9 protein-coding genes and 1 pseudogene are annotated in these 12097 nt (G+C 72.5%); 6 read left to right on the forward strand and 4 right to left on the reverse strand.

Annotated features, from left to right (window positions below; genetic code table 11):
• The 4 genes from AC08OJ_RS14620 to AC08OJ_RS14635 form a co-directional block, all read right to left on the reverse strand.
• The coding region (locus tag AC08OJ_RS14620; RefSeq protein ID WP_476595998.1) for a DUF3105 domain-containing protein at window positions 1-798 on the reverse strand (798 nt) is incomplete at its 3' end.
• 175 nt (window positions 799-973) lie between these two features.
• Entirely contained in the window at window positions 974-2302 is a 1329-nt protein-coding gene (locus AC08OJ_RS14625; protein ID WP_476595999.1) for a coenzyme F420-0:L-glutamate ligase, read from the reverse strand.
• Window positions 2295-3293, reverse strand: a complete 999-nt coding sequence (cofD, locus tag AC08OJ_RS14630) for a 2-phospho-L-lactate transferase (protein WP_462203985.1) — start codon at window positions 3291-3293, stop codon at window positions 2295-2297. Before cofD ends, AC08OJ_RS14625 begins: the two co-directional genes overlap by 8 nt.
• Window positions 3294-3471: 178 nt before the next feature.
• On the reverse strand, window positions 3472-4080 hold the full coding sequence (locus tag AC08OJ_RS14635; RefSeq protein WP_035940905.1) for a TetR/AcrR family transcriptional regulator: 609 nt from the start codon (window positions 4078-4080) through the stop codon (window positions 3472-3474).
• 279 nt (window positions 4081-4359) lie between these two features.
• Between AC08OJ_RS14635 and AC08OJ_RS14640 the strand changes: the two genes are divergently transcribed.
• From AC08OJ_RS14640 to AC08OJ_RS14665, 6 genes and pseudogenes are all read left to right on the forward strand, one after another.
• Complete coding sequence (locus tag AC08OJ_RS14640) at window positions 4360-4656, forward strand: hypothetical protein (protein WP_462188316.1); 297 nt, start codon at window positions 4360-4362, stop codon at window positions 4654-4656.
• Between the two features lie 136 nt (window positions 4657-4792).
• Window positions 4793-7447 (forward strand): bifunctional FO biosynthesis protein CofGH, encoded by a 2655-nt coding sequence (locus AC08OJ_RS14645; RefSeq protein ID WP_476593456.1) that lies wholly within the window; start codon window positions 4793-4795, stop codon window positions 7445-7447.
• A 449-nt stretch (window positions 7448-7896) separates the two neighbouring features.
• Window positions 7897-8499: a WhiB family transcriptional regulator gene (locus tag AC08OJ_RS14650; RefSeq protein WP_476596000.1), complete on the forward strand. Its 603-nt coding sequence runs from the start codon at window positions 7897-7899 to the stop codon at window positions 8497-8499.
• 27 nt (window positions 8500-8526) lie between these two features.
• On the forward strand, window positions 8527-8682 hold the full coding sequence (locus tag AC08OJ_RS14655; protein ID WP_476593458.1) for a hypothetical protein: 156 nt from the start codon (window positions 8527-8529) through the stop codon (window positions 8680-8682).
• Window positions 8683-8709: 27 nt separating this feature from the next.
• The gene (locus AC08OJ_RS14660) at window positions 8710-9861 is read left to right on the forward strand and encodes a glycosyltransferase family 2 protein (protein WP_476596001.1); all 1152 of its coding nucleotides are present in this window, start codon (window positions 8710-8712) and stop codon (window positions 9859-9861) included.
• A 113-nt stretch (window positions 9862-9974) separates the two neighbouring features.
• Window positions 9975-12097: pseudogene (locus AC08OJ_RS14665) on the forward strand (hypothetical protein); the annotation flags it as partial.

Here is a 12097-nt window from a genome sequence, read left to right on the forward strand (position 1 = left end):
GGTGGGCGACAGCGGCATGGTGCCCGCGCCGGGGAGCGGGGAGGCGGCCGCGCCCGGATCCACCAGGGGGCCGTCCGCCGTCACGTTCAGGGTGCCGCCCGCCGCGCCGGACTCCGGAGCGGTCGGTGAGTCCCAGGTGGCCCCGGCGGCGTCCGGGTTCGCATGCTTGGTGACGAAATCCTTGATCACGTCCGCGGAGACCGTCGAGCAGCGCTGGGTGCGGTCCCAGGCGGTCAGGACGAAGTGCTTGTTGTCGACGAAGGTGCTCCGGGTCCAGGGCATACCGATGAACCGCGGCCCGGCATTCGCCGCGAGCTTGCGCAGCTTGTCGACCTGATCCCCCGGCAGGCTCTTGTCGTACCAGCCGATCACGAAGCCGTGTTCGAGGTTGTGTACGGCACGTTCCGCCGAGATGCCCGAGTTCGGGTTGTAGAAGGGAATGCCGTCGGGCAGGGGGTCGGGGTTGTGGTTACCCGAGGACGGCGGTGACGCCTCGTACGCGACCGCTGTGCTGACGTGCGTCGAGCCGCGGAACGGGTCGTTCGCCGTGCCGGTGCACCCGGCCGCGGTGGCGGCCGCCGAGGCCGGCGCGACGTAGCCGACCTTGCGGGCCTCGTTCTTCGATCTACTGTCCGCGACGCTGTAGATGACGCTGTAGATGACGATGCCGACGAGGAGCGCGACGGCGACGAGCCCCGACGTCCCGTAGATGAGCAGCGCGCGGCGGCGTTCCCTGCGCTTCTGTTCACGGCGCAACTGCTCGAGCCGGGTGTTGCGTTCGACGCTCTTCTTACCCACGACAGCTGATCCTACGAAGTGTTGAACCACGTCGTCCGGGCAAGATGGATCCGACCCGCCGAACACCACCGGACACGCCCTGTCTCGCCACGCTGCACCGTGACCGTGGCGTCACGGATCATCCCGGGACCAGGTCATCCGGGACCGGGCCACCCGGGACGGGCCGGCCACGAGGTCAGCGGTGGAGGACGAACGCCGCGGTATCGCGGTTCGGTCGGGCGGGTATGGGCGCGGCGGCGTGCCCGACCCCGACCGTGCCCATCGGCGCCCAACCGGCCGGCAGGTCGAGCACCCGGGTGACCACCTCCGGGCAGAACAGCGTCGACGATACCCAGCACGACCCCAGACCCTCCGTGGCCAGGGCGACGAGCAGGTTCTGCACCCCGGCCCCGACGGAGACGGTGAACATCCGCTCCTCGGCGGCGGCGCGGCGGGCGTCCGGATAGGGATGCGCGCCATCGAGGACCATGATCGGAACGATCAGCAGTGGGGCACGCCGTAGCACCTCGCCGCGCCGGAGCCGACGCTCGACGGCCGCCTCGCCGAACCCGTCGCGTCGTAGATCGTCCGCCCAGGTCTCGGCCATCGCGTCGAGCAGCGCCGCGCGTCGCTCGGTCACGATCACGAAACGCCATGGTGTGGTGTGGTGCGGGGCCGGGACGGTGAATGCCGCCGCGATCGCCCGGTCAACCGCGGCCGGGTCGACCGGGGTGTCGGAGAAGTCCCGCACGGTGCGCCGCTCGCGCAGCGCCGCCCGGCGCGCCTCGAGGGTGCCGAGGCGGAACATGTCCTCACCCGCGGGACGCAGCAGTGCCCGCCCGCCGGTGCCGTCGTCGGGCAGCCGGCCGTAGCCGCGGACGACCGCCACCGGCGTGGCGCCCAGCTTGCCCTTGACGAGGTCGGCGGCCGCGGCGAGCTCGTCGGCCTCGGCCACCTCGGTCATCCCCAGCTCGTTGCCGTAGCCGTCGAGGTCGCCGACGTGGCTGCGCAGCGCCGCCATGCCGGCCACCCCGATGGCGATGTCGGTCAGGCCGCGTCGCCACGGCCGTCCGGCGGTATCGGTGACGACGACGGCGACATCCACGCCGAGCACGGTGGCCAGGCCCGACCGCAGCCGCCTGGCGCTGGCGTCCGGATCCACCGGGAGCAGAGCGAGGGAGTCCTTGGCGATGTTCGACGCGTCGACCCCCGCGCTGGCGAGGACGAAACCGTGGTGCGTCTCGACGATCCGGGTCGGGCCGCGCCGGGCGACCTCGCGCACCGATTCACTGTCGATCATGGCCTGCCTGGCTTCCTCGCGGTCGCCGGACACCGTGACGAGCCGTCCCTCGGCCTTCGAAACAATCTTTGAGGTGACCACGACGACATCGCCGTCGGCGAGTGCCGGGCCGTGCGTCCGGGCGGCCGAGGCCACCAGGACGGCGAGATCGTCGCCGGGACGGACCTCGCCGATGCCGGTGAGCGGGAACACGCGCAGCGCCCGTTCCGCGCTGCGCTCAGACACCGGCGAGCTCCAGAGCCGCCCGGACGATCGCCACCGTGGCCTTCAGATCGGTCATCAGCAGGGGTGCCGCGGCCACGGTCGCGCCGGGAACGGTCGCGCCGGCGTCGGCGGTGTCGACGAGCCAGCCGTCGAGCAGTCCGTCCGCCGTCCCGGCTCCCGGGCGCGGGGCCGTCCCGTGCCCCGTCGCGGCGGTGCGCCCCCGGCCGCCGTAATGCACGCCCACCGCCTGGGCGGAGGTCTCGACGCCGATGGCGGCCAGGCAGGCGTCCGCCATCCCGCGCACGGCCGCGCCGCCGATGATCGGCGACACCCCGACCACCGGCGCCGCGGTCTCGTGCACGGCCGAGCGGATCCCGGGAACGGCGAGGATGGTGCCGATCGAGACGACCGGATTCGATGGGGGGAGCAGTACGACGTCCGCGTCGGCGATGGCGGCCAGGACGCCGGGCGCGGGCTTGGCCTTTTCCGCGTTCACCGGGATGATCGCCTGTGCCGGCACGGCGGCACGCAGCCGCAGCCACCACTCCTGGAAGTGCACCGCGCGCTGGCCGTCGGCGTCCGAGATCACCACGTGGGTCTCGACCCGCTCGTCCGACATCGGCAGCAGCCGTACCCCCGGCTTCCACCGCTCACACAGTGCCCGGACCACGTCCGAGAGGGAGTAGCCGGCGTCGAGCATCCGGGTACGCACCAGGTGGGTGGCGAGGTCGCGGTCGCCGAGCCCGAACCAGGCCGGCCCGACGCCGTAGGCGGCGAGTTCCTCGGCCACGACGAACGACTCGCCCTCGCGCCCCCAGCCCCGTTCGGCCGAGATCCCGCCGCCCAGGGTGTACATGACGGTGTCGAGATCGGGGCAGATGCGCAGTCCGTGCAACGTGATGTCGTCGCCGGTGTTGCCGATTACCGTCACGTCGGCCTCCGGCAGCGCCGCGAGCACGCCGCGCAGGAACCGGGCGCCACCGATCCCGCCAGCCAGGGCTGTAACTCTCACACCGACAACTCTCACACCGACCGATCCTGGCACCGCGCCCCGGCGGATGGGGCACCGGTGGGCGGTGGTGGATTTCCCGGCCGGGGTGATAGTGACCACTGCCCGGCCGCGGACGGATTTCTCCGGACCGGGGCGGGCGCGCCGGTCCGTGCTCCTGACCGAGCCTTGCTCGGGGTTCCTAACCGAGCCTTGGCCGGGCGAACAACGGCGTCATCCATCCGTGGAACTCCGGCTTCGCCGGTATCGGCGTGTCCGTGCAGAAGGCCGAGAGCAGGAAGTGCACGAGATGGCTGGTCGGTCGGGAGGGCGCGGGGTTGGCGAGCCCGCCCTCGATGGTGGCGACCACCGCGTCCGCCGCGAGCTCCCGATCGGGTTCGGGCACGAAGTCGTGCACCGCGGCGAGCGCGAGCCCGTGCAGCCAGTCGTGCAGCCGCTCGTGGTACTCCATGACCGGCGCGGCGTGCGGGGCGCGTTCGGCGACACAGGGATGCAGCGTGCGGCGCCGCTCGACCGAGTCCAGGGCGAGGAAGAGCTTCGCCGCCGGGTCTCCGGGCAACGCGGCGATCCGGTCGACCTCAACGTCGAGCAGCCGGTTCAGCACCGCCGCGAAGGCATGGTCCTTCGACCGGAAATACCAGTAGACGGAGCCCGGCTCGATGCCGGCGGAACGGGCGATCTCCGCGATGGACGTCCCGGCGAACCCGCGGGCCAGGAATTGCTCCTCGGCGACGGTGAGCAACGCATCGATCCGTTCCTCGCGGGGAACCTCCTGGCGGTTGCGTGGCACCTGATCAGCGTAACGACTCCCATGGTGGGGCAGGAGGAAATCGATGCCCAGTAGTGGTAGCTCCCGTGCGGTACGGCGGCGCCCGGTGGCGCCGCCCCGGGCGCCGGCATGATCGGAATCGTGTCCCGGTGTCGGTGGGTGCATTCCGGCCGGGCCCGGGTAGCGGAGTCCGGTGGACGTCTCGGGCGGATGTGTCCTGCTCACCGCCTTTTTCTTGATTCCGATTCGAGAGAGCTGTGAGAGTGAATCTCAGCTCTCTACGTCGTTGGAAGGACCATCATGTCCGATATCAGGACCACCAAGAGCCTCGAAGCCCTGTCCGCCTCCCTTAATCGCGCGCTTGCGGGGGCCCGCGCCCCCCAGGTCGTGGCCGCCCGCCGGGCCCAGATGCGACAGACCGCCGGTATGACGCCGGACGGGTCCGACCTCGCCGGCACCGGCCGGCGAGCCGACCGGACGCAGGCCTTGGTCGAGACGCTGGCCTCGCGCCGGCGGACGAATATGTTGATCGGCACGCTCGACCGGCTGCGCAGACCCGCCACCGGGTGGCGTGCGGCCGGCCGCGTGACACCCTGACTCCGGGCCGACCGGGTCTCCTGCCGAACCGCTCAGTACCGTTTCGGCACCGCATCCCTTCGATCCCGATGGTCACCGACCGGACCGGTTCATCTGCCGGGCGCCGGGGGGCGCCGCCGGAGAATCAGAGGAATTCATGATGAGTACGGCGGCGACATCCAGCGGTGCCGAATCCAGTTCCCCGCCGTCCCCGTCGGCGCTGCGCCGGGCGCTGCGCCGGGCCCGGGACGGCGCCACGCTCGATGTGGTGGAGGCCACCATTCTGCTAGCCGCGCGCGGCGACGACCTCGCGGACCTGTGCCGGTCGGCGGCCCGGGCCCGCGACGCGGGTCTGGCGTCGATCGGGCGGCCGGGTGTCGTCACCTACGCGCCGAAGGTGTTCATCCCGTTGACCCGGTTGTGCCGGGACCGCTGCCACTACTGCACCTTCGCCACCGTGCCGCACCGGTTGCCCGCCCCCTACCTCACGGTGGACGAGGTGCTCGGCATCGCCCGGGCGGGCGCCGCGGCGGGCTGCGCCGAGGCGCTGTTCACGCTTGGTGATCGCCCCGAGGGCCGGTGGCCGGCGGCCCGGGAGTGGCTCGACGCCCACGGCTACGACTCGACGCTGGGCTACCTGCGTGCCGTCGCGATCGCCGTGCTGGAGGAGACCGGTCTGCTTCCGCACCTCAACCCAGGTGTGCTGAGCTGGGTGGAACTCGCCCGGCTCAAGCCGGTGGCCCCGTCGATGGGGATGATGCTGGAGACGACCGCGACCCGCCTGTGGTCGGAGCCGGGCGGGGCGCACTACGGGTCACCCGACAAGGACCCGGCCGTCCGCCTGCGGGTCCTCACCGACGCCGGGCGGCTGTCGATCCCGTTCACGACCGGCCTGCTGCTCGGCATCGGGGAGACCCGGGCGGAGCGGGCCGAGACGATCTTCGAGCTTCGAGGTCTGGCCCGCCGCTACGGGTCGATCCAGGAGGTGATCGTCCAGAATTTCCGCGCCAAGGACGACACCGCGATGCGCTCCGCGCCCGACGTCGGTGCCGAGGAGTTGGCCGCGGCCGTCGCGGTCACCCGGCTGGTGCTGGGCCCCACGATGCGGGTGCAGGCTCCGCCGAACCTCGTTGACACCGCGGAGTGCGCCCTGCTGCTTTCGGCCGGCATCGACGACTGGGGCGGCGTCTCCCCGGTCACCCCCGACCACGTCAACCCCGAGCGGCCCTGGCCGGACCTGGACGTCCTGCGTGCCGTGACGGCGCAGGCCGGGTTCACGCTGCGGCCCCGGCTCACCGTCTACCCCTCCCATCTCGGTGAACCATGGATCGACCCGCGCCTGGCCGGGCACGTCGGGGCGTTGGCCGGCGCGGACGGCCTGCTCGCCGACGGTGTGTTCCCGGCCGGCCGCCCCTGGCAGGAGCCCGACGGCGGACTCGCTGACACCGGCCGCACCGATCTGCACGCCGCGGTCGACACGGTCGGGCGCCGCAGCGAGAAACGGGCGGACTTCGGCACGGTCTACGGTGACTGGGAGTCGCTTCGTGCCCAGGTCAGCGCGGCCGGGACGGGGGTCGACGGAGTCGTCGGCACGGGCAGCCGGGCCATCGCGAGCCGGGCCGGCGCGGTTGCTGGTGCCGGTGCCATGCGGCGGATCGGCCCCGACATGCTCGCCGCCCTGCGCCACGCCGGGTCCGATCCGGCCGGGATCACCGACAACGAGGCGCTGACCCTGTTCAGCGCGGACGGCGCCGCCCTGGAGGAGCTCTGCGCGCTCGCGGACGGATTGCGCCGCGACGTCGTGGGCGAGGACGTCACCTACGTCGTCAACCGCAACATCAACTTCACTAATGTCTGCTACACTGGATGCCGGTTCTGCGCGTTCGCGCAACGCCGTGGGGACGCCGACGCCTACACGTTGTCTCTGGACGAGGTGGGCAGCCGGGCGGCGCAGGCCTGGGCGGTCGGCGCGACCGAGGTCTGCGTCCAGGGCGGGATCCATCCCGATCTACCGGGCACCGCGTACTTCGATCTCGCCCGTGAGATCAAGCGGCAGGCGCCGGGGCTGCATCTGCACGCCTACTCGCCGATGGAGGTTCTCAACGGCGTCACCCGCACCGGCATGTCGATTGGCGACTGGCTCACCGCGGCCCGCGAGGCCGGCGTCGACACGATCCCCGGCACCGCGGCGGAGATCCTCGACGACGATGTCCGCTGGGTGCTGACGAAGGGCAAGCTGCCCGCGGCGAGCTGGGTCGAGGTGGTGACCACCGCGCACCGGGTCGGCCTGCGTTCCTCGGCCACGATGATGTACGGGCATGTGGACACCCCCGCACACTGGGTGGCCCATCTGCGCCTGCTACGGCGCATCCAGGACTCCACCGGCGGCTTCACCGAGTTCGTGGCCCTCCCCTTCGTCCATCACAGCTCGCCGATCTACCTGGCCGGTGTCGCCCGTCCCGGCCCCACCCGCCAGGAGAACCGGGCCGTGCACGCGATGGCGCGCATTCTGCTGCACGGTTCGATCGACAACATCCAGTGCTCCTGGGTCAAGCTCGGGGTGGAGGGCTGTCGGGCCGTGCTTGCTGGTGGGGCGAACGACATAGGCGGCACGCTGATGGAGGAGACGATCAGTCGGATGGCCGGCTCGCAGCACGGCTCGCGGCGTTCCGTGGCCGAACTCGAGGAGGTGGCCGCGGGGGCGGGTCGTCCCGCTCGGCAACGCACCACCACGTATGGCCGGATCCCTGACGAGCGCTTTCGCGCTGCCCGGGGCCGCACCGTCCGGGCCATGCTGCCGGTGGTGTCCTGACACCCGCCAAGTCCCGATCATCAAAAACTACTCTCCGTAGTCGAATGGGCCGGGGTCGCCGAGTCTGGTAGCTGATCGGTCTACGTTCGCGGCGGTTGCCCGAGCTCAGGCCCTGCCCTTTTAGGGGTGTATGCCCTTTAGGTCTGGGCGGGATAATGCCGTTGTCGCGACCAATCTGATCGCGCAGAGTGACGGAAAGGAGGGTTGCGCGGACCCTCGGCGACAGGTTGTAGTGACTGTGAGCTATGGTCTCATCGCTAGTTGTAGAAGATGTTGCGACGGTGGGGTTGACGCGATCGAGTCTGGAGCGTGTAATTACCGGCGTGTCATTCCCCCCGCTGGCGGGGTTCGTGCGGTAGTGCGTCGCCTGACCGGTGTGGAAACCAGTCACCTGCGCGCCGGCGCCCAGGGGTGGCCGACCGCACCGCGACGGGTCTGGAGGAGTCCACATGGAGCACGCCGACGCGGGCGTCCACACTGTCCTCGCGGACGTCGAGCGTCCCGCTGAGCATGACCCGTTCGCTGATCACCCCGAGCGGGTGCTCACCGAACGGCACACCCGGGCCACATCCGAAACGGTCCCGCGGGCGCGGGCGCGGGTGCCGGCCACGGCCGCTCCCGTCCCCCCCGCGTTGACCGGTCGGTCCGTCGCCGAGGACACCGACCTCGTCGAGGACATCGAGGACATTGACGAGGTCGACGATGTCGACGAGGTCGGTGACGACGAGGCCGACGAGGCGGAGACCAAGGACATGGAGGATCTTGGTGGATCGGCCGGGAGGTCCGCCTTCGCCCAGGTGATTGATCTGGGGATGGGGGACCTTCTCGGCGAGGCGATGGAGTGGCAGGAACGCGCGCTGTGCGCGCAGACCGACCCCGAGGCGTTCTTCCCGGAGAAGGGCGGTTCGACCCGCGAGGCCAAGCGCATCTGCTCGGGCTGTGAGGTCCGGGCCGAGTGCCTGGAGTACGCGCTGGAGAACGACGAGCGGTTCGGGATCTGGGGCGGCATGTCCGAGCGGGAGAGACGCAAGCAGCGACGCCGAGCGGTCTGATCCCGCCCGGTGACCGGCGATCGGCGCATGACGGGCGATCCGGGCACGTCACAGGCGGCCACGGTCGCCGCGGTGACCGCTCTGCCCGATGATGCAGGGCCGCCGGTCGTCGCGGTCTGCGTGCTCGGTCGAGGGGGTGGTGGACCCGCCGCCGCCCAGGTCCGGGCCGCCCTGCGTGCCTAGACCAGACCACCGGACCGGGTCGTCGAGGTGCGGCTCGGTGGCGGGGGAGGCGTTCCCCGGCAACGCGCGTCTCCCCTGGACGGGGACGGTCGCCTCCCGTCCGCCGACCGTCCCGTCGATCCCGGCGCCGACGGCGCGGATGCTCAGGCCGGTGACCCGGTCGTCGAGCCCCTCGTCGTCGAGGTGCCGTCCGCCACACCGTTCGGCGCCGCCGTAGCCGTGGGGCTGGCTCGGCTGGGGAGCCTACCGGAGCACGGATTCGTCTGGCTCCTCGACGACACCGCGATCCCTGCCCCAGACGCGTTGCACACCCTGCTGGCCTACGCCCGGCTGGACCGGGGTGCCGCCGTCCTCGGTCTCAAACTGCTCGCCCGCGCTCCGGAATCCGCCCCACTCGCCGAATCCGCCCGGCCGGCCGAATTCGCCCCGGCGGCCGGAGCGGGCGGTCCCGCCGGATCGACGGGTGCGCGGTCCCGGCCGGTGACGAGACCCCGGGTGGTTGAAGCCGGGGTGAGCGTCGACCGGGCCGGGCGACGGCATACCGGAATGTGCCCGGGCAATGATGATTATGGTCGGTGTGACGGGGTACGTGACGTCCTCGCCGTCGCGTGTTCGGGCACCCTCGTGCGGGCGGTGGTCTGGCGACTGCTCGGTGGACTCGACCCCGAGCTCGATGGTGGTCATGACATCGATCTTGGCTGGCGGGTGGCCCGTGCCGGCCTACGGGTTGTCGTCGTCCCGTTGGCCACGGCGACCGTGGCCTCGGCCTTCCCCGGGGCATCGGCCGACCGCGCGGGGGCTCTACGGGTCCGGCTGGCGAACACGGCGACGGTGCTGTTGCCGGCGATGGTGGTCGCCCTGCTCGTCGGAACGGCCGTGCGCACCCTCGGCCTGCTCCTGCGCGGCCGACCCCGGGCGGCGCTCGCCGAGCTCACGCTCGCCGGTACCGTGCTGGGGCGGCCACGGCAGTTGCGCCGGATGCGTCGGCGCGCCGTCTGCACGTGGGCGGTGCCGCACCGGGCCGTCTGCCCGTTGTTCCCGGCCCGCCGCCTACCGTGGCGGCGCGGAGCCGGCGCCGAGGATCTCCTCGATCGGGCCGGAGCCGCCGAAGACGTCGCCGACACCACCTTGGTGGTCACCGGGCCCAGACCGGATGCGCACCCGCGCCGGCCGGCCTAGCCGCCGATGACCCTGGCGACCCTGCTGGGTGCCGTCGGGCTCCTGGCCATGCGGGGGATGCCGGCGGACATGCTCGGCGGGGGCCTGCCGCTCCCGACCGGCAGCCGGAACCTGTGGTCGGCCGTGTGGTCCGGATGGGCGGGGGCGCCCGATGGACCTCTGAGTGGTCCCGGGCCGGCACCCCCTTTCACCGCGCTGTTCGCCGCGGCGGCCACTCTGCTGGGGGGAGGCCGGCGCCGGCCGCTTGGATCCTGCTGGCGGCCGGCCCGGCGCTCGCGGGCCTGAGCGCCTACCGGGCGCTCGCCCGGCTGGAACCACATCCGCTCGCCCGGTTCGGGCTCGCCGCCGGCTACGGGTTGAACCCGGTGATGACCGGGTCGGTCCTCGCCGGCCGCACCGACACCGTGGGCGCGGTGATCGGCCTTCCCCTGGTGCTCGCCGCCGCCGACGCGGTCCTGCGGGACCGGCGGGACGGCTCCGGCTCCGGCTCCGGCTCCGGCTTTGGCTTTGGCTTTGGCGTCGGCGGGGCGCCGGGCCGGCCGGTGTGGACGCTCGCGGTCTGTCTGGTCGGGTTCATCGCCTGCGCCCCGTCGATGCTGGTCATCGCCTGGGCGGGCCTGGTCGTCGTCGCGTTCCTGACCGCGCGGTCCAGGCTGCCCGCGATCATCGCCGCTCTGCTCGCGACGATCATTCCGGTGCTTCCGGACCTGTGGCTGGATCCCGTCGCCGTCCTCGCCGAATCGGCGATCGCCCTGGCCAGGCTGCCCCAGTACTCCCTGGCCCTGCTGGCTGGTGCGGACAGCGGACCCAGTGCCGATGTGGCCGGCTTCGTCGGTGGATGCCTGACCTGCTGGTTGTTCGGCCGCCTCGCGGGCCGGGGGCGGGGCCGTCGGCGGCGCACGGCCGTGCTGGTGGTCCTTCCCGTGACGCTGCTCCTCCTCGTCGGGCCGCTGATCCTTGCCGCTCGGTTCCTGGCCGTGGATGTATCTCGGCCCGACGACACCACAGGGGCGAACCCGGCCGGCGTCGAGGGGGCCGGCCTCGCCCGCGCGGTCGCGGCCGTGACCCGCGCCGCCGGCCCGGGTGCCCGAGTCCTCGTCCTGCACCAACCGGCCTCGGCCAGAACGATCCGGTACACCCTGGCCTCCGCGTCCGGGCCGACGTTTCCCGAGACCGGCGCCCGCACCCCGCGGCGGTCCAGTCGGTTCCTCGCCGACATGGTCGCGGACCTCGCCGCCAACGGTGGCCGGGCAGCCGGCTGGCTCCCGCTTCTGGGCGTGACATCGGTCGCCGTATCCACGGCCGACTCGACCTCTCAGCTCGTCGCCCGACTGGACGCGACGCCGTCCTTGATCCGGGATCGTCCCCGCCCGGGGGCGATCTTCTGGCGTCCCGCCGTTCCGGCCCGTGGTGCGACGGCCTCGGGAGAGCCCGGTGGGACCGGTGCGCCGCGACCGGACGCATCCGGGTGGGCGGGCGGACCCCTGGCCTGGGTGATGGAGTCCGATCGGGCTGATCGTCGTGAGCCGGTGGCGCGGCACTCCGCTCCCGCGGCGATGAAGCGGACAGCCCGCCCGATCGGTACAGCGCCGGGTGCTCCTCTCCTCCTCTCGGTGCCGCTGCCGCCAGCGCCCTCTTCGGTACGCCGGTTGGCCTCCGGCGAGCGGTTGCCCGCCCTCGCCGCCCGGTCCGGCCCGGCACGCTCCCTGGTGCTCGCCGTACCGGCGGATGCCGGATGGCACGCGTGGCTGGAAGGCCGGCCGCTGACTCCGTTCCGGGCGTGGGGCTGGGCAGCCGGATTCCGGCTGCCGCCCGACGGCGGTCGGCTCCGCATCGACCACGACCGGGCTTCACCCCACCGGGCCGTGCTGGGCCAGGCGGCGGCGCTCGCCGCGCTTGTCCTGCTGGGAATCCCCGTGCTGCTGGGAATCCCAGTCCTGAGGTCGCGGCGGATGGCTCCCCCGGCTGCAACGCAGCCGCGGCGGGTCGGGAAGGCTGAGCGGCCGTCGTGTCAGCGGCCGTCGTGTCACGTCGTGGTCGTTTCGCGGATGGTGCTGCCGCTGGCGGTCCTCGGGCTGCTCGGGCTGACCGGGGCGTTCCTCGCCAGCACCAGCACCGGTGCCGGTGCCGGTGCCGGTGGTGCCGGTGCCGGGAAGGGACGGGTCTGGCCCCTGTCAGGCGCCATGCTGGCCTGCCCGGACCTGACGCTGGTGGCACCCGGTCCGGGCGGGCCGGG

It is taken from the genome of Frankia sp. CgKIO3, from assembly GCF_977946435.1.

Coding starts and splice junctions, on each gene's coding strand:
- AC08OJ_RS14640 (WP_462188316.1), top strand. CDS start 4,360: ATGTCCGATATCAGGACCACCAAGAGCCTCGAAGCCCTGTCCGCCTCC.
- AC08OJ_RS14645 (WP_476593456.1), top strand. CDS start 4,793: ATGATGAGTACGGCGGCGACATCCAGCGGTGCCGAATCCAGTTCCCCG.
- AC08OJ_RS14650 (WP_476596000.1), top strand. CDS start 7,897: ATGGAGCACGCCGACGCGGGCGTCCACACTGTCCTCGCGGACGTCGAG.
- AC08OJ_RS14655 (WP_476593458.1), top strand. CDS start 8,527: ATGACGGGCGATCCGGGCACGTCACAGGCGGCCACGGTCGCCGCGGTG.